The sequence below is a fragment of the Actinomadura sp. NBRC 104412 genome (assembly GCF_030269515.1).
Classification (GTDB): Bacteria; Actinomycetota; Actinomycetes; order Streptosporangiales; family Streptosporangiaceae; genus Spirillospora.
The window spans coordinates 76,913-96,281 of record NZ_BSTM01000021.1; the positions used below are offsets into that span (position 1 = coordinate 76,913).

Annotated in this window: 20 protein-coding genes; 11 read left to right on the forward strand and 9 right to left on the reverse strand. The window is 71.8% G+C overall.

All coding sequences use genetic code 11. The features are described 5' to 3' along the window. Positions 1–3 precede the first annotated feature (3 nt). Positions 4–2,922, forward strand: a complete 2,919-nt coding sequence (locus QSK21_RS24265; RefSeq protein WP_285699174.1) for an ATP-binding protein — start codon at positions 4–6, stop codon at positions 2,920–2,922. A gap of 19 nt (positions 2,923–2,941) precedes the next feature. On the opposite strand, the gene QSK21_RS24270 is transcribed toward QSK21_RS24265, so the two are convergent. Together QSK21_RS24270 and QSK21_RS24275 are read right to left on the reverse strand one after the other, a co-directional pair. Continuing rightward, positions 2,942–3,682 (reverse strand): hypothetical protein, encoded by a 741-nt coding sequence (locus QSK21_RS24270; protein ID WP_285699175.1) that lies wholly within the window; start codon positions 3,680–3,682, stop codon positions 2,942–2,944. 56 nt (positions 3,683–3,738) lie between these two features. After that, complete coding sequence (locus QSK21_RS24275; protein WP_285699177.1) at positions 3,739–5,076, reverse strand: hypothetical protein; 1,338 nt, start codon at positions 5,074–5,076, stop codon at positions 3,739–3,741. A gap of 387 nt (positions 5,077–5,463) precedes the next feature. On the opposite strand from QSK21_RS24275, the gene QSK21_RS24280 reads away from it, so the two are divergent. Together QSK21_RS24280 and QSK21_RS24285 are read left to right on the forward strand one after the other, a co-directional pair. Continuing rightward, positions 5,464–6,714, forward strand: a complete 1,251-nt coding sequence (locus tag QSK21_RS24280; RefSeq protein ID WP_285699178.1) for a MurT ligase domain-containing protein — start codon at positions 5,464–5,466, stop codon at positions 6,712–6,714. Then, entirely contained in the window at positions 6,704–7,423 is a 720-nt protein-coding gene (locus QSK21_RS24285) for a type 1 glutamine amidotransferase (protein WP_285699179.1), read from the forward strand. Before QSK21_RS24280 ends, QSK21_RS24285 begins: the two co-directional genes overlap by 11 nt. 17 nt (positions 7,424–7,440) lie before the next feature. Here the strand turns inward: QSK21_RS24285 and QSK21_RS24290 are convergent, their stop codons facing one another. Together QSK21_RS24290 and QSK21_RS24295 are read right to left on the reverse strand one after the other, a co-directional pair. Continuing rightward, complete coding sequence (locus QSK21_RS24290; RefSeq protein WP_285699180.1) at positions 7,441–8,469, reverse strand: TerC family protein; 1,029 nt, start codon at positions 8,467–8,469, stop codon at positions 7,441–7,443. Between the two features lie 87 nt (positions 8,470–8,556). Beyond that, positions 8,557–8,919, reverse strand: coding sequence for a DsrE family protein (locus QSK21_RS24295; protein WP_285699181.1), 363 nt, complete (start codon positions 8,917–8,919; stop codon positions 8,557–8,559). Positions 8,920–9,111: 192 nt separating this feature from the next. Between QSK21_RS24295 and QSK21_RS24300 the strand changes: the two genes are divergently transcribed. The 4 genes from QSK21_RS24300 (at position 9,112) to QSK21_RS24315 (ending at position 11,899) form a co-directional block, all read left to right on the forward strand. Further along, a complete protein-coding gene (locus QSK21_RS24300) occupies positions 9,112–9,597 on the forward strand; it encodes a heme-binding beta-barrel domain-containing protein (RefSeq protein ID WP_285699182.1) in 486 nt (161 codons plus the stop codon). Between the two features lie 334 nt (positions 9,598–9,931). Continuing rightward, a complete protein-coding gene (locus QSK21_RS24305) occupies positions 9,932–10,351 on the forward strand; it encodes a Fur family transcriptional regulator (RefSeq protein WP_285699183.1) in 420 nt (139 codons plus the stop codon). Positions 10,352–10,361: 10 nt separating this feature from the next. Next, entirely contained in the window at positions 10,362–11,372 is a 1,011-nt protein-coding gene (gene ygfZ / locus QSK21_RS24310; RefSeq protein WP_285699184.1) for a CAF17-like 4Fe-4S cluster assembly/insertion protein YgfZ, read from the forward strand. Between the two features lie 44 nt (positions 11,373–11,416). Next, entirely contained in the window at positions 11,417–11,899 is a 483-nt protein-coding gene (locus tag QSK21_RS24315; RefSeq protein WP_285699185.1) for a hypothetical protein, read from the forward strand. A gap of 12 nt (positions 11,900–11,911) precedes the next feature. Here QSK21_RS24315 and dtd read toward each other — a convergent pair whose 3' ends face one another. After that, complete coding sequence (dtd, locus tag QSK21_RS24320) at positions 11,912–12,349, reverse strand: D-aminoacyl-tRNA deacylase (RefSeq protein WP_285699186.1); 438 nt, start codon at positions 12,347–12,349, stop codon at positions 11,912–11,914. Between the two features lie 20 nt (positions 12,350–12,369). On the opposite strand from dtd, the gene QSK21_RS24325 reads away from it, so the two are divergent. Then, positions 12,370–13,203 carry a beta-keto acid cleavage family enzyme gene (locus QSK21_RS24325; RefSeq protein ID WP_285699188.1) on the forward strand — a complete coding sequence of 278 codons (834 nt, stop codon included), beginning with the start codon at positions 12,370–12,372 and terminating at the stop codon, positions 13,201–13,203. 64 nt (positions 13,204–13,267) lie between these two features. Here the strand turns inward: QSK21_RS24325 and QSK21_RS24330 are convergent, their stop codons facing one another. The 4 genes from QSK21_RS24330 to QSK21_RS24345 form a co-directional block, all read right to left on the reverse strand. Then, complete coding sequence (locus QSK21_RS24330) at positions 13,268–13,564, reverse strand: hypothetical protein (RefSeq protein WP_285699189.1); 297 nt, start codon at positions 13,562–13,564, stop codon at positions 13,268–13,270. A 45-nt stretch (positions 13,565–13,609) separates the two neighbouring features. Then, on the reverse strand, positions 13,610–14,863 hold the full coding sequence (locus QSK21_RS24335; RefSeq protein ID WP_285699190.1) for a CynX/NimT family MFS transporter: 1,254 nt from the start codon (positions 14,861–14,863) through the stop codon (positions 13,610–13,612). Positions 14,864–14,933: 70 nt separating this feature from the next. Continuing rightward, complete coding sequence (locus tag QSK21_RS24340; protein ID WP_285699191.1) at positions 14,934–15,173, reverse strand: hypothetical protein; 240 nt, start codon at positions 15,171–15,173, stop codon at positions 14,934–14,936. 118 nt (positions 15,174–15,291) lie between these two features. Then, positions 15,292–17,061 (reverse strand): DUF2207 domain-containing protein, encoded by a 1,770-nt coding sequence (locus tag QSK21_RS24345; protein ID WP_285699193.1) that lies wholly within the window; start codon positions 17,059–17,061, stop codon positions 15,292–15,294. Between the two features lie 85 nt (positions 17,062–17,146). Here QSK21_RS24345 and QSK21_RS24350 point away from each other — a divergent pair, with 85 nt between their 5' ends. The 3 genes from QSK21_RS24350 to QSK21_RS24360 all read left to right on the forward strand — a co-directional run bounded on the left by QSK21_RS24350 (position 17,147) and on the right by QSK21_RS24360 (position 19,275). After that, positions 17,147–18,121 (forward strand): neutral zinc metallopeptidase, encoded by a 975-nt coding sequence (locus QSK21_RS24350; RefSeq protein ID WP_285699194.1) that lies wholly within the window; start codon positions 17,147–17,149, stop codon positions 18,119–18,121. Positions 18,122–18,346: 225 nt separating this feature from the next. Continuing rightward, positions 18,347–18,811: a helix-turn-helix domain-containing protein gene (locus tag QSK21_RS24355; RefSeq protein ID WP_285699195.1), complete on the forward strand. Its 465-nt coding sequence runs from the start codon at positions 18,347–18,349 to the stop codon at positions 18,809–18,811. Then, positions 18,808–19,275 carry a hypothetical protein gene (locus tag QSK21_RS24360; protein ID WP_285699197.1) on the forward strand — a complete coding sequence of 156 codons (468 nt, stop codon included), beginning with the start codon at positions 18,808–18,810 and terminating at the stop codon, positions 19,273–19,275. The genes QSK21_RS24355 and QSK21_RS24360 overlap by 4 nt, the downstream gene beginning before the upstream one ends. Positions 19,276–19,369: the final 94 nt, after the last annotated feature.

The following is a 19,369-nucleotide window of genomic DNA, read 5'->3' on the forward strand; positions in this document are numbered from 1 at the left end:
AGCATGGCTACGCCCTCCCGGCTCCCCGCGGGCATGCCGGACCTTCCCGGTCCCTGGTACCGCATCCAGGCCATTCCCGCCCCCGACCGTCCCGCGTCGGCCGAGTGGGACTTCGTCAGCGTGCTGCCCGCCGCCCTCTCGGCGGCGCGGAGACGGCGCCCGTTCGTGGTCGGCTGGCTGTCGGCGGGCGGCGGCGCCCCGCTCGAACTGATCACCAACGCGGGCCCGGTCGGCGACGGCCACGACAGTCTGCTGTTTCCCAGCGGTGCGCGGGGCGTCCCGATCGGGGAAGGGTGGCGGCGGGCGGCCGAGCGGCTGGTGTGGACGCGCTGCCCGGGGCGGCTGGCCCCGCAGTCGGGACGCGCCGACGCGGGCCCTCCCTTCCCGGCCCCGGGATTGTTCGAGTCGACGCTGGTCACGCTGATGGAACGGCCGTTCGGCTGGTTCGTGGTCGCCGAGCCGTGCGACGAGCGCCGGCTGGACGCGGAGATGCGCGAGCTGCACCACGAGCTGCGGATGCTGCGCCGAGGCGAGGACGAGCAGGCAAGGCTCGCGGTGGCACGCGCCGACCAGCGGCTGGTGGAGCTGGACGCGTTCCGCGAGGCCGGGCTGTGGCAGGTCCGGGTGCTCGCGGGCGCCGCCGACCAGGCCGAGCTGGCGCAGATCGCGCCGGTGCTGGTCGGCTCGATGGAGCTGGGCCACCACCCGTACCGGCTGCGGTCTGGGCACGCCGCCGTCCCGTTCGCCGAGGCGCTGGCGGCCGGTGACCAGGCCGACCACCAGGACCCCTTCCTCACGACCGCCGGGGCGCTGGCGGCGCTGGCCGGGCTGCCCCGCCGCGAGGTGCCGGGGCTGCGCGTCCTGGAGGCGGGGTACTTCGACGTGACCTCCGAGGCCGATGAGCCGTCGGCGGGCGCGCCGCTGGAGCTCGGCGCGATCCTGGACGGGCAGGACCGCCAGGTCGGCCGGTTCACCGTTCCCCGCTCCACCCTCAACCGGCACGTGTTCGTGACCGGAGCGACCGGCGCGGGCAAGTCGCAGACCGTCCGGCATCTGCTGGAGCAGCTCACCCGCGCGGGCATCCCGTGGCTGGCGATCGAACCGGCCAAGTCGGAGTACGCGGCGATGGCGGGGCGGATCGCCGACCTGGGCGGCCCGGTGACGGTCGTCAACCCGTCCGACCCGGCCGCGGTGCCGCTGTCGGTCAACCCGCTGGCGCCCGAGCCCGGCTACCCGGTGCAGGCGCACATCGACATGGTCCGCGCGCTGTTCCAGGCGGCCTTCGACGCCGAGGAGCCGTTCCCGCAGATCATGGCGCAGGCCCTGCAACGGGTGTACGAGGCCAACGGCTGGGACGTGGTCACCGGCGCCGGCGTGCCCGGCTCGCTGATCGAACCGGCCGTCCCGACGCTGGAGCAGCTCCAGCAGGCGGCGCTTCAGGTCATCAAGGACGTCGGGTACGGGCGTGAGCTGATGGCCGACGTGCAGGGCTTCGTGGACGTGCGGCTGCGGTCGCTGCGGATCGGTTCGGCGGGCCGGTTCTTCGAGGGCGGCCATCCCGCCGACATCGGCGGCATGCTGCGCGACAACATCGTGCTCGCCATCGAGGACGTCGCCAACGACGAGGACAAGGCGTTCCTCATGGGCACCCTGATCATCCGCATCGTGGAGCACCTGCGGATGCGCGAGCGCGGCCAGGGGAGACCGGCGCCCGGCCTGCGGCATGTCATCGTGATCGAGGAGGCGCACCGGCTGCTGCGCAACCGCGGCCCCGAGCGGACCAGCGCGCACGCCGTGGAGCTGTTCGCGGGGATGCTGGCGGAGATCCGCGCGTACGGCGAGGGCATCATCGTCGCCGAGCAGATCCCGACCAAGCTGGTCCCGGACGTCATCAAGAACACCGCGCTGAAGGTGGTGCACCGGCTGCCGGCGTTCGACGACCGGCATCAGGTCGGCGCGGCGATGAACCTGGACGAGGACCAGTCGCGCGAGGTGGTCTCGCTCCGTCCCGGTGTCGCGGCGGTGTTCGCCGATGGAATGGACCGCCCGCTGCGCGTCCGCGTCCCCTTGGGCGAGGGACGTGAGGGGACGATGCCGGGCCCGCCTCCGCCCGTGGACGGACGCCGTTCCGCCGCGTGCGGGTGCGAGTGCCGTTCGGGACGGGCCTGCACCTTGTACGAGCTGCGTGAGGCCGACCTTCTCGCAGGACACCCTGACTGGGCTTGGCTTCGCCTCTGGGCCGACACGCTCGTCCTGGCCCATGTCGTCAACCGTCCGCTGCCCGCAGTACCGGCCGAACTGCTGCGCGCCTGCTCCCGCCTCACCTCGCGGTTGCGTGAATGCACGCTGGCGACCGTCCTTGAACGGGCGGTGACGCGGCGATCCTGGGCGCTGCGCAACGCCTACCTGCCGTCCGAGCTCACTGCGGTCGTCGCGGACGTGGCGCAGAAGCTCCTTGCGGGCGACTCCGGCCTCGTCGGGACGCTCCCAGGCCCGACCTGGGTCATCCCACAACTCCGCTGGCTGCATGAGCTGGACCGCCTGTTCCCCTACGGCGGGAGCGTCCCGGACAAGCACGCCCCGGCGCCGCCCTTGGACTACCAGCTCCCCGGCTTGAAGCAGCCCCCGGAGCCCAAGTTCGGCCACCGTCTCCGTGCCCTGCGCCGCCATCCGTTGTCGATGGAACTGGAACGCAACCGGCCCATCGCCCTCACCGCACTAGAAGGCGACGACCATCACGAGGGTTTCTACAAGGACCTGTCGGTCGTCGCCATCGGGGTGGAGGAAGACGAGCAGCTCGCGGAGGCGGCCGACACGATGCACGTCACGTCCTGGCTGGAGCCGGTGCTGAGCTGGCCCGCCCGCCTGATAGCGCCCTTCGAGGATCCGTCGCAGGGACTCCCCTTTTCGCCCTCTTCCTGAGCCCCGGTGGAGAGGAGCGTCAGATCTCGCTGGCGTCGCGGACGTCCAGCCCGGCGCGTTCGGCGTTCGGACGCCAGTAGTCGATGAACGCGCGCTTGGCCTCGCTGGCCCGCTCGTTCACCGACGCGACCTCGCTTTCGGCCGGGCAGCCGGGGGCGACGGCCAGGTACCGCTGGTTCGACTCGATCGCCGCCTCCAGCGCCCGGATCAGCGCGTCGCGCAGCTCGGGCCCGTTCTCCAGCGCGTCCACCTGGAGGTTCCTGGCCTTGGCGAGCTGTTCCTCACGCTGGGAGCGGACCTGCTCCAGCGCGGCCGTCTGGCACCCGCCGGTCACGGCGCCGCCCAGCTCGTCGCGGGTCCCCGCCATCTCGGTGAGCAGCGTGTCCACCTGCCCCGCCTGCTGGTTGAGCCGGGGCGCGGCGTCGCCCGACGACCCGGACCGGGTCTGCTGCGCCGGAGAGCCGAGGGGCGGACCCGGATCCTTGGTCGAGGCGGGCCAGAAGACGATGGCGAGCGCGACCGCGGCGAGCAGGACCACGCCCGCGCCCAGCGCCACGTACGGAAGGGGGCTCCGCTTGGGAGGTGGCGGCGGACGCCAGATCTCCGGCTCCGGGATGCTCCAGGGCTCCGGGGACAGGGACGTGACGGTCTCGTCACCGGGAGTGCCGCCGGGAGGCGGCGGCGCGGGGAGCGGGGTGTCGCATCGGGGGCAGCGCGACAGGGCCGGGGTCGTATCGCTCCCGCAAACCGGGCACTGCATGGCAACCCCTTCTTACCAGCCCTTGGCGCACCAAGATACTGCCCGGAGCGGGCTTATTACAGGCCGTTCCAGACGCGGGAGGGCAGTCCCGCCTGCCGCGCCACGGGGTTCCACTGGGCGACGAACTGCTTCTTCGCCAGTGTCGCGCGGCGCTCGGCGTCGATCCGTCCCGGCGCCCTGGCGACATCCGGACGCGGCTTGCCCCGGCATCCCCGCTTGGCCTTGTTCGCCCAGGCGAGCAGGCGCAGATCGGCCTCCAGGGACGCCTGGAACGCCTCCCTCAAGGTGGACTGCATCCGCGCGCCGTTACGCAGCTTGTCGACCTTCAGGCGGTTGGTGTGGGTGATCTGGGCGCTCCGGCGCTGCGCCACGACCTGGAAGCCCCTGATGGCCGTCGGCAGCGTCTGGCATTTGGACGTGGCCGCGATCGCGCGGGCGAGGACCCTGCGGGTGTCGGCACTGGAGTTCAGCACCTTGTTGACCTGGATGGCCTGCACCTTGGCGGGGGAGGACAGCGGCTGCTTCTGCGCCACCGGGGTGTTGTCGTTGCTGGGTGACGTGCTCGGCGGGGAGGTCGCCGCGGGCTTCTTGTCCCCGCCCGGCCACGCCACCAGCGCAACCGCCACCACGGCGATCGTGACGAGCGCGGACACGGCGATGAGAAGCGGTTTGCTGGCCTGGTTGGACGGCGCGGGAGGCTGCGCGTAGTAAGGCCCTTGCATCCCGTCCGGCCCCATCGGAGGACCGCCAGGCCCCTGCGGACCCATGGGCGGGCCACCCATCGGGCCACCCATGGGCATGGCCGGCCCGAGCGAGGGGTCCGTCGGACCCATGGGACCCACCGGCCCCATCGGCGGCTGGCCCATGTGCATAGGAGGCTGGTCGAGTTGCGTGGCGCCGTTGTTCGCGTACGCGGAGTCGAGCACGGTGTGCCCCTGCGTCCCCGTGCCCCAGTCCTGACCGGGCGTCACCGGGGGCGGCGGCGCCTGCCACTGCTGGGTGGGCTGATCTTCCTGCGCCCGTTGCTCGTCGGTCTTACGGGGACGTGCGAACCACGATTCCGGGACGATCGGTTCCTTGTTCTCCTCGTTGTGCTCCTCGTTCTTGGGCTTGTCCTCCACCGGTGTGACCTCGCCGGTGGCCCAGGCAGGAGGAGGCGGCGGCCCGACCGGGTCGAAGCCCGCGGCCTCGTCCCCCTGAGACCGGGGCTCGGCAGGGGCCGCGATGGGCGCGGACATCGGGACCACCATCGTCCGCTCCCCGTCCTGGGGGGACAGGGACGCCTCGGGCGGCGGCGCGCCCATCAGGCTCGACGGCTGGTGGATCGGTGCGTTGCAGCTCGTGCACGTGCCGAGCGTCCCGGGCGTGTTCGTACCGCACGTCGGACACCGCATCGCTCAAAACCTCGCCTTGTCGCCGCTTCGTCCGCCAGACGGGCGTGACTCCGCGCAGAAAACACTGGGCTCCCGACAAAGTACTGGGTAACGCCTCATCTCGGGCGCGGTCCTCGGTATCCCCTGAACATCCCCTGTATCGGATACCTCACTGTCCCCACGCCGCCGGGGTCGCACCGAATCATGACAAGCGGTATCCGGTCAAGATCCGGCGAATCGGTTTACCGGAGAACATGTGAGACTGGTCACAACATGCTCGGGCAGAACCGTTGCCCAACCGGTGTCGGACGCTCCGCGAGGAGGACGCCGCAACGGCTAGGCTCGGACCGGTCCGATCGGACGTCTCGGCGAGACCCGGAAAGAAGACCCGGAGAGAAGACACAGTCCATGAGCGATCTTCCGCTGCGTTCGCAGCTGGCCGTCGCGCTCGGTCGTACGGCCGCGAGGATGTCACGGATGGCCGGCCGCGGGGACGGCTCGGTGATCGGCGGCAGAATCGGGCTGCGGCTCGACCCCGAGCTGCTGACCAGGCTGGCGCGCGACCGCAAGCTCGTCCTGGTCAGCGCCACAAACGGCAAGACGACGACCACCCGCCTGATCACCTCGGCGATGACCCCCCTGGGCGAGGTCGCCACCAACGCGTTCGGCGCGAACATGCCCACCGGCCACGTCTCCGCGCTCGCCGCCGCGCCCGACGCCCGGTACGGCGTGCTGGAGTGCGACGAGAAGTACGTCCCGATGGTGCTGGCCGAGACCGGGGCCAACGTGGTCGCGCTGATGAACCTCAGCCGCGACCAGATGGACCGGGCCGCCGAGATCTGGCTGCTGGCCGGCAAGTGGCGCAAGGCCCTGGAGGCGTCCCCGCAGAGCCACGTCATCGCCAACTGCGACGACCCGCTGGTGACCTGGGGCGCGTCCACCGCCAAGAGCGTCACCTGGGTGGCCGCGGGCCAGCACTGGCGCGAGGACTCCTGGTGCTGCCCCGAATGCGGCGGCCCTCTCGACCGCGAGGATACGGACGAGGACAGCAACTGGGCCTGCCGGGAGTGCCACTTCTCCCGCCCCCGTCCCGACTGGGTGCTGAAGGGCGACCAGGTCACCGCGCCCGACGGCCGCTCCTTCCAGCTCTCCAACCTCTCCCTGCCCGGCCGCGCCAACCGGTCCAACGCGGCCATCGCGCTCGCCGTCGTGAACCAGTTCGGCGTACCACCCGAGCAGGCCCTTCCGCTGCTCGGCGAGGTCCGCTCGGTGGCGGGCCGCTACACCACCGTCGAGCACGAGGGCCGCCAGATCCGGCTGCTGCTGTCGAAGAACCCGGCGGGCTGGCTGGAGGCGTTCGACGTGCTGGAGCCCGCGCCCGCCCCGGTCGCGCTGTCCATCAACGCGCAGGGCCCCGACGGACGCGACACCTCCTGGCTCTGGGACGTCGACTACCGCATCCTGCGCGGCCGTCCCGTCTGGGTCACCGGCGAGCGCCGCGTCGACCTCGCCGTCCGCCTGGAGGCCGCCGACGTCCAGTTCTCCGTGGTGGACGACATCGACCAGGCCGTGATGGCGGTCCCGCCGGGCCGCCTCGACGTGATCGCCAACTACACCGCCTTCCAGACCATCCGAACGAGGTACGGCCGTGTCGTCTGACCACCCGAAGCCCATCAAGATCGTCTGGGTCTATCCGGACCTGCTCAGCACCTACGGCGACCAGGGCAACACGATCGTCCTGGAGCGCCGGGCGGCGCTGCGCGGCATCCCGACCCAGACGGTGCATCTGCGGTCCGACGAGCGGGTGCCGGTGGACGGCGACATCTTCCTGCTCGGCGGCGGCGAGGACCGCCCGCAGATCCTGGCGGCGCAGCGGCTGCGCCGCGACGGCGGTCTCTACGAGGCCGCGCAGCGCGGCGCCGTGGTGTTCGCGGTGTGCGCCGGCTACCAGCTCCTCGGCCACGAGTTCGGCGGCGAGGAGGGGCAGCCCGTGCCCGGTCTCGGCCTGCTCGACATCCGCAGCGGACGGGGCCGGCAGCGCGCCGTGGGCGAGATCGTCGGTGAGGTGGCCGCCGAGCTGAACGTCCCGCGGATCACCGGGTTCGAGAACCATCAGGGCATCACCCACCTGGGCCAGAGGGTCAAGCCGCTGGCCAAGGTCGTCACGGGCATCGGCAACGGCGACGGCTTCGAGGGCGCCTACAGCGGCCGCGTCATGGGCACCTACATGCACGGCCCGGCGCTGGTCCGCAACCCGGGCCTGGCCGACCTGCTGCTGCGCTGGGCCGTGGGAGGCGACATCCAGCCGATCGACGACTCCTGGGCCGGCCGTCTGCGCGAGGAACGCCTCAAGGCCGTGCTGGGCTGAGCAACCAGGCAACCGGCCTAGGTGGCCGCGCGGTCCTTGTCGTGCGTGTCGCCGTCCTCGCGTGGCCTGGGCTTGCGCACGGCCCCGGGCTTGGCGCGTTCCTCCGGGTGGCGCCGGACGCGCAGGAGGCTCGCGACGGTGGTGATCGCCAGGATCGCCAGGATGACGACCAGCGACAGCGGGGTCGGGATCTCCGGGACCGTCTCGCTGACGTCCAGATGCACGAACTCCACGATCAGCTTGATCCCGATGAAGCCCAGGATCAGCGACAGCCCGGTGGACAGGTAGACCAGCCGTCCCAGCAGGCCCTCGATCAGGAAGTACAGGGCGCGCAGGCCCAGCAGCGCGAACGCGTTGGCGGTGAACACGATGAACGGCTCGGTGGTGACGCCGAACACGGCCGGGATGGAGTCGAGCGCGAACAGCAGGTCGGTGCTGCCGATCGCGATGAAGACCAGCATCAGCGGCGTCGCGACCCGGCGCCCGTCCTCGCGTGCCAGCAGCCGGCCGCCGTGCAGGTCGGTGGACAGGGGGAGGAGCGCACGGGTGCGTTTGACCAGCCAGTTGTCCTGGACGTCCGGCTCCTCGTTGCGGTGCCGCATGAGCTGGACGGCCGTCCAGATCAGCGCCAGCCCGAACAGCAGGAAGGTGAAGGAGAACACGCTGATCGCCGCCGCGCCGATGGCGATGAGCACCGTCCGGAACACCAGCGCGGCGGCGATCCCGAACAGCAGCACCTTCTGCTGGTACTCGATCGGGACCTGGAACCGGGACATGAGGATGACGAAGACGAAGAGGTTGTCGACCGACAGGCTCTTCTCGACCAGCCATCCGGTGAAGTACTCGGTGCCCGCCGTCCCGTCGCCCGCCGCCATCACGACCAGGCCGAAGGCGATGGCGACCACGATGTAGAAGACCGACCAGACCGTCGCCTCCCGCAGCCCCACGGCGTGCGGGCGCCGCACGGCGACCAGCAGGTCGAACACGAACAGCGCGATGATGAACGCGATGGTCGCCGCCCAGGCCCAGAGCGGGATGTCGATCATCCGCGGCGCCTCCTTCCCGGGTGCTCATATCCGATCGGCGGCCGATCAACCGCCGACCCCGGGGAGGGGCGCCCGCGGGCGCCGGGGTCAGTACACGAGCGCCTGGACGCCCTCGGACGTGATCTCCTCGACGAAGGTGGGCGCTCCCGCGATGCGCACCCCCGGGATCACGTCGTCCGGGCCGATCTCCCGTCGGGCCGCGCACTGGGTGCACAGGGTCACCCGTCCGCCCGACAGGACGGTGGCCAGCAGGTCCTCCAGGGGGGTGGCGTGCGGGAGTTTGAATTCGGCGGCCCGGCCCGGAAGCGCGAACCAGGCCGATTCCCCGGTCAGCCAGAGCGACACCGGCAGGCCGGCCGCCACGGCCGCCGCCGCGACCGTGAACGCCTGGTTGCACCGCTCCGGGCCGTCCGCGCCCGCCGTCGCCTTGATCACCAGAGCTCTCGCCATACCGGGAGGGTAACCCGTGCCTAGGATGGGCCGCCGTGGGCATGGTGAACGCGGCGGTCCTGGTCCTGATGTTCGGCGTGGTGGCGGTGGCGGCGGTCCTCGTCCTGATCCGCCTGTCCCGCCTCCGGTAGCGGTCCGCGGTGCGGAGGTAACGGTCATTTCCCGGCCGCCGCGCCGCTACGCTCTGTGGCTATGGAGCCTGAGCTGCACCCGGACCTCGAACCGCTGGCGTTCCTTCTCGGCACGTGGGAGGGCGCCGGAGTCGGCGGCTACCCCACCATCGAGGGGTTCCGCTTCGGGCAGGAGGTCTCGTTCGGCCATATCGGCAAGCCGTTCCTGACCTACACCAGCCGGACCTGGCTGATCGAGGAGGACGGCTCGCTGGGCCGCCCGCTGGCGACCGAGTCCGGGTACTGGCGCCCGCGTCCCGACCACCAGGTCGAGGTGACGCTCGCGCACCCGACGGGGATCGTGGAGATCTACGTGGGGACGGTCGCGTTCAACCGGGTGGAGCTGATCACCGACGTGGTGGCGCGGACCCAGAGCGCCAAGGAGGTCACCGCGGGCAAGCGGCTGTACGGCCTGATCGGGGAGGACCTGGGCTGGGCCTATGACCTGGCGGCGGTGGGGCAGCCGCTCCAGTCGCACATCTCCGCCCAGCTCAAGCGCGTGGCCTAGGCCCGGCACCGGGAAGGCCGCAACGTACCGGTACGGCCGGGAAATAAACGATCCCCGGACCTTCCCGCCGGGTGGCGGGGCGATGGACAGGACTGATCCATCGGTCCGGGGATCGGGTAACTGCCTGGTATTCGCCGGTCACCGACCGGCCACACCGGCCCGGCGCCCGACGGCGCGGGTCGGCTACGAGGCGGAACGGCGACTAGCGGACAGTCACCTCGCGAGTCCCAGAATCAACCATTTCCTGGACCACCTCCTTTCGCGCGTACTGGCACGCTATGCGAGCGTCCGCGATCGGGGCAAGCGACTTTTCCCGGGGATCTAGACTCGTGGCATGTCCGAGACGTGGCAGGAGGAGCTGCGGGCCCGGGGGTACCGGGTCACCCCGCAGCGCCAGCTCGTGCTGGAGGCGGTGACCAACCTCGAGCACGCCACTCCGGAGGAGATCTGCGCGGAGGTGCAGCGCACCGCGCGGGGCGTGAACATCTCCACCATCTACCGCACGCTGGAACTCCTGGAGCAGCTGGGGCTGGTCAAGCACGCCCACCTGGGGCACGGTCCGCCCAACTATCATCTGGCCGCCGACGCCGAGCACATCCACCTGGTGTGCCGGGAGTGCGGGACGGTCAACGACGTCGCTCCGGAGGCCGCCGAGGGACTGGCCGCGCGGCTGGAGAGCGCGCACGGATTCCAGACCGACGTCCACCATCTGACGGTCTACGGCCGCTGCAAGGATTGCAGGAAGAGTGCGTAGTCTGGGCGTCATGGAGAGCCCGCTGCTGCAGGTGCCCGGGGCCGTCCCGGCGGACGCGCCAGACCAGGAGATCGCCGCTCACTACGGTGAGCCGACGGCGGAACAGCGCGCCCTCGAATCCGGCCGGGCGTTCGTCGACCGGAGTGATCGCGGCGTGGTCCGGGTGCCGGGTCCCGATCGGCTGAGCTGGCTGCACAGCCTGCTGAGCCAGCATCTGGAGCGGCTGCGGCCGGGCGAGGCCACCCAGGCGCTGCTGCTGAGCCCGAACGGCCACATCGAGCATCATCTGCACCTGGTGGACGACGGCGAGGCGGTCTGGGCGCACGTGGAGCCGGGCACGGCACCTGCCCTCACCGAGTTCCTCGACCGGATGCGGTTCCTGTTGCGCGTCGAGGTCGAGGACATCAGCGACTCCTACGCCGTGGTGACCGTCCCGGAGGGAACGGAGGCCGAGGGGCCCGCGTTCCCCGATCTTGCCGGCACGACCACGCGGATCGTCCGGCGGGACGCGCTTCCCGGGCTCGCCGAGCGGCTGCGCTCCGCCGGGGTACGGCCGGCCGGGCTCTGGGCGTACGAGGCGCTGCGGATCGCCGAGCACCGGCCGCGCTTCGGGCTGGACACCGACCACCGTTCGATTCCGCACGAGATGGGCTGGATCGAGGAGGCGGTGCACCTGGAGAAGGGCTGCTACCGCGGGCAGGAGACCGTGGCCCGCGTGCACAACCTGGGACGCCCGCCGCGCCGTCTGGTCTTCCTGCACCTGGACGGCAGCGTGGACCGGCTGCCCGCGCACGGCGACCCCGTGGACATCCCGGGCGGGCGCACGGTCGGCTTCGTGGGGTCGGCGGCCCGCCACCACGAGCTGGGGCCGATCGCGCTGGCGCTGGTGAAGCGGACCGTCCCGGTGGACGTCGAGCTGCTGGCGGGAGGGGTGGCCGCCGCCCAGGAGGTCGTGGTGTCCCCGGACACCGGCGCCAACGCCAAGATCGAACTTCGCCGCCAGGCGGCGCATCGGGGGTAGGCTCCCCCTCCTCGGCGACCTTACGGACAAGGATGGGCTCACCCATGGTCGCAACGCCAGGGAAGGGCAGCCGGCGCCGTCCGCGGCGGGAGTCGGCGCTGGTGTGGTGGGCGGTGTTCGCCCTGTGGGCGGTGGCCGTCGTGTGGTTCTGGTCGTGGCGGCTGGCGCTGCTGGGGCTGCTGCTGTGGTGCCTGTACCAGTTCCTGCTCGTCCCCACGCTGTGCCGGATCATGACGCGGCGGGGCGCGGCCTGCATGGAGCCTGTGCGGGGACGGCTGTTCGCGTGCCGTACGGAGCACCAGCGGTTGAAGAACGCCGCGCTGTGGCGGCTCGTGGGCCTCAAGGACCCGTTCCGCGACCGGTCCGATGCGACGCGGCCCGACCCGAACCGGGAGACCGGTCAGGTGGTGGTGTCGCCGGAGATCCGGGGGCGGCTCGATCCGCGCGACCGCCTGCTGATCGCGCTCGCCGCCGCGGGCACGCTGGCGGTGACCATCGTGATGATCTACAGCTACGCGGTGGGCTGAGCGGGTCCCGGCTCAGACCTCCAGAACGAGGGTGATCGGTCCGTCGTTGACCAGGGCCACCTTCATGTCCGCGCCGAACTCCCCGGTCTCGACCTTCGCGCCGAGCGCCCGCAGCTCGCCGACCACCGCGTCCACCAGCGGTTCGGCCACCGGGCCCGGCGCCGCCGCGATCCAGGACGGGCGGCGTCCCTTGCGGGTATCCCCGTACAGCGTGAACTGGCTGATCACCAGCAGCGGGGCGTTCAGGTCCGAGCACGACCGCTCGTCCGGGAGGATCCGCAGGCCCCAGAGCTTGGCGGCGAGCCTGCGCGCCTGTTCCGGTGTGTCGCCGTGGGTCACACCGACCAGGACCAGCAGGCCCGGCCCCTCGATGGCACCCACGACCCGGGGACCGCCGTCGCCGGTCACGGTCACGCTCGCCTGGCTCACACGCTGGACTACCGCACGCATGACCATGCATTCTGCCTCGCATGGGAGCAACGACGCTCATCACGGTGGCGCCTACGGGCGCGGAGTCCTCCAAGACGGACGTACCGGCGCTGCCGGTCACCCTCGACGAACTCGTCCAGACGGCCAAGGAGTGCGAGGAGGCCGGGGCCGCGGTCATCCACGTGCACATCCGGGACGATGACGCCCGGCCGACGCTCGACCTCGGCAGGCTGCGCGACACGGTGCGGGCGCTGCGCGAGGCCACGGGGCTGATCGTGCAGTTGTCCACGGGCGGCGCGGTGACCGACCCGTACGAGGACCGGCTGCGCGTCCTGGAGGCCGGGCCGGACGCCTGCTCGCTGACCTGCGGCACGGTGAACTTCGGCGACGAGGTGTTCATGAACCCGTGGCCGTTCATGGTGGAGCTCTACCGGCGGACGCAGGAGCTGGAGATCGTCCCGGAGTTCGAGCTGTTCGACCTGGGCCAGGTGGCGGCGTTGCACCGGCTGCTGGACAAGCACGGCGCCCCGTACGGCGGCCATGTCCACTGCGACCTGGTCATGGGGGTGCCCGGCGGCATGCCGGGGGACGCGCGGTCGCTGGTGGCGGCGGTGGAGGCGCTGCCCGAGGGCGCCACCTGGTCGGCGACCGGGGTGGGCCGTACGACGTTGCCGGTGATGTTCGCGGCGCTGTCGGCCGGTGGTCATCTGCGGGTCGGCATGGAGGACACGATCACGTTCGCCAAGGGCCGGCCGGTGACCGGCAACGCCGAGTTGGTGGAACGGGCGGCGACGCTGTCCGGTCTGGCGCAGCGGCCGCCGATGACCCCCGCGGAGGCCCGCGCCTTCCTGGGCGTCAAGGCCACGGACGGATGACCGCGATGAACCCCGTGCTCGTCACCCCCTGGAAAAGCCGACCGGCCCGGCCCCCTCCGCTCCGCTAGCGGTTCTCGTCGTTGTACGTGCTCTCACCCGGGCTGTGGTTGTGCGAGTAGGCGCCCGGCGTGTAGCGGTAGTAGCCGCCTTGCTCCGGCCCGCGGTGGTTGTCCTGGTCCTTGAAGCGCCGATCGGGCCGGCGCGGGTTCTTGGCGGCCCGCCGGGTCATCGTCAGCCACAGCAGCAGCGCCGCGGCGGCGGCCAGCGGGGTGATCAGTACGAGCCCCCAGCTCACCTGCCCCGGATCCGCGAGCACCCCATCGGCCCCAAGCCCGGCCGCCGCGAGCAGTGTCAGGTCCATGTGATCCACCCCCTGCGGCCCCATACCCGCGATCGGCGCCGACTTTCACGGACTTGACCGGTTATCTCCCTGGACGCCGTGGAGGGCGGGCGACCGTTCGGCGGCGGGGCCCTGGATCGTCCGGTTCCGCCCGGCGGCCAGGCCGGGGACCACCAGCGCCGCGGTGATCGCCAGCACCAGGATCATCGGAGCGTTCCAGCCGTGCGTGGCGTCGTGCAGCGCGCCGACCGCCAGCGGGCCGAGCGCCGCGACCACGTACCCGCAGCCCTGCGCCATCCCGGACAGTTGGACGGCCACCCGCGTGTCGTGCGCGCGCAGGCCGATGAGCGCGAGCGCCATGGCGAACCCGACCCCCTGTCCGAGCCCGAGCACCGTTCCCCACAGCCAGGCCGAGCCGAGCGGCGCCCAGGCGATCCCGGCGAACCCCACGAAGGCGAGCACCACGGTGATGACGGCCAGCGGACGCTGGTCACGCATGTGCCGGGCCAGCAGCGGCATCGACAGCGAGCCGACGGCCTGCATCAGGTTGGTGAGCGCGAAGGCGTAACCGGCGGTCTCCGCGGTCATCCCGCGGTCCTGGAGGATCGTCGCCAGCCAGCCCACCACCACGTACGCCAGCAGGGACTGGACGCCCATGAAGAACGTGACGTGCCACGCCAGCGTCGATCGCCACACCGTGGCGGCGGGTGGCCGCGTCCCGTCCCCTACGGCGGGACGTGCGCCGGGGACGTCCCTCGTACGCGCGAGGCGGGGGAGCCAGGCGAGGCCCGCGATCGCGGCCGGAACGGCGAGCAGGGCCAGCGGGACCCGCCAGCCGCCGCCCAGCGCCTGGTCGACGGGGATCACCACCGCCGCCGCCAGGGCCGCGCTGGCCGTGATCGCGACCGTGTAGATCGAGGTCACCAAGGCGATCGAGGAGGGGTGGTCGCGCTTGATCACGGCGGGCATCGCGATGTTCCCGATGCTGATCGCGATCCCGGCGGCCAGCGAGCCCGCGTACAGCGCCGCCGGCGCGTCCACGAGCCTGAGCAGGAGCGCCCCCACCAGCAGCGCCATGCTGGACACCAGCAGCGTCTCGCTGCGCGGCGAGCGCCGCATGAACGCCGCGGCCAGCCCGTAGGAGCCGAAGAACAGCAGCGGCAGCGTCGTGAGCGCGCCCGCCGCGGTGCCCGACAGGTCGTACTCGTCGCTGATCTCGGGGAGCAGCGGCCCCACGGCCACGACCGCGGGCCGCAGGTTCACCGCGACCAGGACGAGCAGCGACAACTGAAGGGCGATGACGCCCCGCCGCGCGGTCACGGCGCCTCCCCGGACGGCCCGAAATGTCAATGATCATACAGTTGGGGCCGGCCGGGCGCCGGGGGCGGGGTCACCGGTCGGTGTCGTGTGGGGCCTCGTCACGCCGGGTGCGCTGGGCGGGGCTGCCCTCGATCACCCCGCCTTGGACGGCGCCGCGGTGGGGGCTCGCGCCGCGGATCCTGTTCGTGCGGACCCGTCTGCGCGAGACGTACAGCGTCAGGAACAGCCAGGTGATCAGGGCCAGGGCGACGACGAGCGGGGCGACGGCCAGCAGGATATTGGCGCCGACCGGGGATGCGTCTGCGAGCATTCGGCCACACCTCCTCCCGCTCCGCCCTACCCGACATGTCAGGCTCAACCCAAAATGCCGGGTTTTGGGCGGCCGGTCGGAACGCGGGCCGGAGGCCGCGAGGCGGCCCGGCGAAGGGTCACATGCCCCGCGACTGGGAGATCGAGCCCGAGGTGGCCAGCGTGAACGTGCGCATCGACTCGGCGAACTCCGACAGGTCCCACTCGGCGGGACCCTCGTACCAGTAGAGGTTGTCGGCGCCCTCGGCCCGCTCGCCCGCGTTCTCCACCGTCTTGGCCCACTTCGCGACGACGCCGAACACCACCGCGTACGGCAGGAAGCGCGAGAACAGCGCGATCCGCTGTGGCGCGGCCATCTCCCCGGCGGCGTCGTCCGGCAGCTCGCCGCGCTCCAGGAACGCGCGGAACCCGATCGTGTGCGCCAGCACCGTCGAGCCGCGCGCCGTCTTGGCCGGCATGTACTGCCCGCCGTACGTCAGCGCCGCCCCCGCGATGATCAAGGCCAGTCCGACCAGCGCGTGTTCGGTGGCCAGCGCCAGCGCGACCGTGCCCGCCACGCCGAGGACCGTGAGCACCAGGCCCGCGATCGTCCAGCGGGACCGCACGCTGTCGGGACGGCGCGCGAACCAGCCCTGCTCGACCACGTCGTCGTACATCGCCGAACGGACCTTGGCGAGCTGCGTCGCGAACGTCCCGCCCAGCTCCGACAGCTTCACCGAGTCGCGGGCCGCGCCGTCCGGGGCGGTGAACAGGGCGTCCAGCAGCAGCCGCTCGTAACGCAGCAGGTTCTCGGGGGACGGGCGGTCCAGCCGCCGCAGCGCCCAGTCGAGCCGGCCGGTGGAGGCCCTGTCCTCCTCCTCGATCAGCAGGTGGCCGCGCACCGCCAGGTCCACGATGGTGGCGGTCACGTCGATGACATCGGCCCGCTCGTCGATCAGCGTGCCGATCTGGCCGGGCCGTACCCCGTCCGGCGGCTCGAACCGAGACCCCTCGACCGGGGCGTGGTCGCCCTCGGCCGCCCGCTTGCCGACCACCCGGGCGTCCCGCCCGCGCAGCAGGTAGAGCCCGCCGAGCCCGCCGATCAGCAGCGCCAGCAGCCCGGACAGCGCGGCGACCGTGACCCCGTTGACCGAGAACGCGGTCGCCACCGTGCGCCGCCGCTCGAAGATCGGCCTGCCGCCGGTCGCCCCGGCGGGCAGGCCCACCACGACCGTCAGGTACTCGCCGGCCGGCATCCGCTGCTGGACGAAGATCCCCTGCGTGTGGGTGTGGTTGGTGTAGAACTGCGTGCAGCCGATCGCGCTGTCCAGCGGCCCGGCGAAGCAGTTGACGTTGCGGATCGGCGCCCCGCCGTCCACGGTGACGCGCGCCTCGTCCACCGGGACCTTCCAGCCGCCGATCGCCGTCCAGCGCAGTTCCTCGACCGCGCCCATCGGCGCCACCGTCCCCCGCACCTCGTAGTCCAGCACGACGGTGCGGCGGCCCGTGAACGGCGCGTTCCCGGTGACCTTGAGCAGCGTGCGGGTGTCGTGCTCCGTCATCGCGACCTGGGCGGGGCCTCCGTCGGGACTGGACGCGCGGACGTTCGCGATCGGGTTCACCCGGTCCTCGCTGACGCTGCTGTGCCGCTTGGTGACGAACGCGCGCTCCAGGCCGCGGGAGCCGCCGAACTCGTAGGTGATGGTCTCCCGTACCCGGGCGACCCCGCCCCGCCCGATCCGCAGCGCCACCTCGTCCTTGACCACCCGCTCGGGCGCGGCCACGGTGGACGGGACCTCCGGTCCGGCCTCGGCCGCGACGGCCGGGACGGGGCCGAACAGAGGACCGAGCAGGGGGAGGAAGGCGGCGATGGCCAGGGAGGCGGCCAGTGGTCGCGAGCAAGCCGGCATGGCCGCCCATCGTAGCCGTTGCGGGTGGACGCCGACGTTCCACGCAGGAGTGCGGCATACACCACCTGTGCGATGATTTTCCGCTATGGCAGGTCACAATCCCCCACCCGCGCCCCCGAGGGCCGAGGTGCGGGCGGGCCTGCCGGGTGGCCCGCCCGGCACGATCTACCGGTACGAGCCGCGCCGCCGCGCGCCGCGTCGCGCCCCCGGCGGGACGATCGCGGGCATCCTCGGCGCGCTGGCCTCGACGGTCGTGGTGGTCGTCCTGGGCTTCGCGCTGTTCGGCCCCGGGGACGGCGGCGTGTCCGCCCCCGGCATCCTGCGTCCCGGCGCGCAGGCCGGCAAGGAGAGCGCCACCTCGAACCGGCTCTACACGACGGGCCCGCTGGATCCGGTGAGCTGCCGGCTGCCGTCCATCGCGCCCGGCGCCGACTCCATGCGCCGGTTCATGAACGTGCTGAGCGACTGCCTGGACGGCTCGTGGCGCGGCCAGTTCGGCAAGGCGCGGATGCCGTTCTCCCCGCCCAACCGGATCTTCTGGGACGCGCCCGGCCGCGGCCCGTGCGGCACGTACCCGAGCCCGGGGGCGTCGGCGTTCTACTGTCCCGCCAACAACACGATGTACGTGGGGCTGGAACACATCGTGGAGACCTCGGGCGGTGAGCCGCTGTCGCACTACGCGGTGTTCGCCAGGGTCATCGCGCACGAGTACGGCCATCACGTCCAGGACCGCGCGGGGATCCTGCTGTACGGGCAGCAGGAGATGGAGCGGCAGCGGGACGCGGTCGCCCGTGCCGCCGTCAGCCGGCGCATCGAGTTGCAGGCGCAGTGCTTCGCGGGCGCCTTCCTGGGCGCCGAACGCGCCACGCTGCCGATGACGCGCGCCCAGTACGTAGCCCTGATCAACGACGTCCAGGGACGCGGGGACGAGCAGCAACCCGAGGACAAACGCGACCACGGATCCAGCCGCAACTACGCGGGCTGGGTGGTGAAGGGCTACCGCGACCAACGCCTGGCCGTCTGCAACACCTGGACGGTCCCTGCGGAAGACGTTGACTGACCGACACCCGGAGCGGAGCGCCAGCGGAGTGGAGGGTGTCGGTCAGTCTGTTTTGTCGGGGGTGTGGGGGTCGTCCCCCACAGGGGTACTGAGGGACACCCGGGTGTCCCTGCGTGGGCCCGGTCACAGGTTTGAGATCATCTGATCACGGGATGTGAGCACCATCACGGCCGTGTGCTAGCAAGAGTGCTTGCAATTGCAAGCACCATGACGCAGGGTGGAGAGATGGCGGGTTCCAAGGTCGGCTCCATCGGGGAGTACATCCGCGAGCAGCGCACCCGGGCGAAGATCTCGCTGCGCCAGCTCGCCGATGTCTCGGGCATCTCCAACCCGTACCTGAGCCAGATCGAGCGCGGGCTGCGCAAGCCCAGCGCGGAGATATTGCAGCAGATCGCGAAGGGGCTGCGCATCTCCGCCGAGGCGCTGTACGTGCGGGCGGGGATTTTGGAGGACCGCGAGGCCGACACCGACGTCCAGGCCGCGGTGCGGGCCGACCTGATGCTCACCGAACGCCAGAAGCAGGTGCTGCTCGACATCTACGCCTCGTTCCTGAAGGAGAACGAGGCGGACGGAACGGTCGGGCGCGACACGGCTGTCGAGGACGAGGACGCGTCCCCGGAGCCACACCACGGACCACGGAACGGGAGCGCCCATGAGGACTCCCGCCAGAACAAGGAGGAGGCCGGATGACGATCACCAACACCATCCGTGAGAACAAGGCCGTCTACACGGTCGCCGGGATGGGCGACCTCGCGTACGAGAAGCTCCGCGAAGTGCCGGAGCAGGTGAACAGGGCCCGCGAGTCCGCCGGCAAGTACCAGGGCGAGATGCGCGAGAGCCTCGACAAGTACCGCATGCAGTTGCGCGAGGCCGTCGACCGGTACCGCGGCGAGGTCCGGGAGAACGTGGGCCGGATCGAGGTCAAGGACCTTCCCGGTGTCGCGGTCTCGTACGCGACCCACTTCGGCACCCGCGCCGTCGAGCTGATCGACGAGCTGGCCGAGCGCGGCCGGAAGGTCGTCCACAGGGAGGCCGCCGAGCGGGCCGAGATCACCGAGACGCCGGCCACGGCCCCCAAGCCCCGCGCCGCCCAGCAGAAGAGGACGGCGCAGACCCGCGCCCGCAGCGGCTCGACCCGCAAGACCCAGAACTGACGTCGTTCGCTTTCCCACGGAACCCGGCCGGGATCAACCGGCCGGGTTCCGTCGTTGACTAGGGTGGGCACACGATCGAAGGCGAGTCGCGGCG

Coding starts and splice junctions, on each gene's coding strand:
- QSK21_RS24305 (WP_285699183.1), top strand. CDS start 9,932: ATGTCCGAGACGTGGCAGGAGGAGCTGCGGGCCCGGGGGTACCGGGTC.
- QSK21_RS24290 (WP_285699180.1), bottom strand. CDS start 8,469: ATGATCGACATCCCGCTCTGGGCCTGGGCGGCGACCATCGCGTTCATC.
- QSK21_RS24270 (WP_285699175.1), bottom strand. CDS start 3,682: ATGCAGTGCCCGGTTTGCGGGAGCGATACGACCCCGGCCCTGTCGCGC.
- QSK21_RS24345 (WP_285699193.1), bottom strand. CDS start 17,061: ATGCCGGCTTGCTCGCGACCACTGGCCGCCTCCCTGGCCATCGCCGCC.
- QSK21_RS24355 (WP_285699195.1), top strand. CDS start 18,347: ATGGCGGGTTCCAAGGTCGGCTCCATCGGGGAGTACATCCGCGAGCAG.
- QSK21_RS24330 (WP_285699189.1), bottom strand. CDS start 13,564: ATGGACCTGACACTGCTCGCGGCGGCCGGGCTTGGGGCCGATGGGGTG.
- QSK21_RS24275 (WP_285699177.1), bottom strand. CDS start 5,076: ATGCGGTGTCCGACGTGCGGTACGAACACGCCCGGGACGCTCGGCACG.
- QSK21_RS24340 (WP_285699191.1), bottom strand. CDS start 15,173: ATGCTCGCAGACGCATCCCCGGTCGGCGCCAATATCCTGCTGGCCGTC.
- QSK21_RS24325 (WP_285699188.1), top strand. CDS start 12,370: ATGGGAGCAACGACGCTCATCACGGTGGCGCCTACGGGCGCGGAGTCC.
- QSK21_RS24315 (WP_285699185.1), top strand. CDS start 11,417: ATGGTCGCAACGCCAGGGAAGGGCAGCCGGCGCCGTCCGCGGCGGGAG.
- QSK21_RS24350 (WP_285699194.1), top strand. CDS start 17,147: ATGGCAGGTCACAATCCCCCACCCGCGCCCCCGAGGGCCGAGGTGCGG.
- QSK21_RS24280 (WP_285699178.1), top strand. CDS start 5,464: ATGAGCGATCTTCCGCTGCGTTCGCAGCTGGCCGTCGCGCTCGGTCGT.
- ygfZ (WP_285699184.1), top strand. CDS start 10,362: ATGGAGAGCCCGCTGCTGCAGGTGCCCGGGGCCGTCCCGGCGGACGCG.
- QSK21_RS24295 (WP_285699181.1), bottom strand. CDS start 8,919: ATGGCGAGAGCTCTGGTGATCAAGGCGACGGCGGGCGCGGACGGCCCG.
- QSK21_RS24265 (WP_285699174.1), top strand. CDS start 4: ATGGCTACGCCCTCCCGGCTCCCCGCGGGCATGCCGGACCTTCCCGGT.
- dtd (WP_285699186.1), bottom strand. CDS start 12,349: ATGCGTGCGGTAGTCCAGCGTGTGAGCCAGGCGAGCGTGACCGTGACC.
- QSK21_RS24300 (WP_285699182.1), top strand. CDS start 9,112: ATGGAGCCTGAGCTGCACCCGGACCTCGAACCGCTGGCGTTCCTTCTC.
- QSK21_RS24360 (WP_285699197.1), top strand. CDS start 18,808: ATGACGATCACCAACACCATCCGTGAGAACAAGGCCGTCTACACGGTC.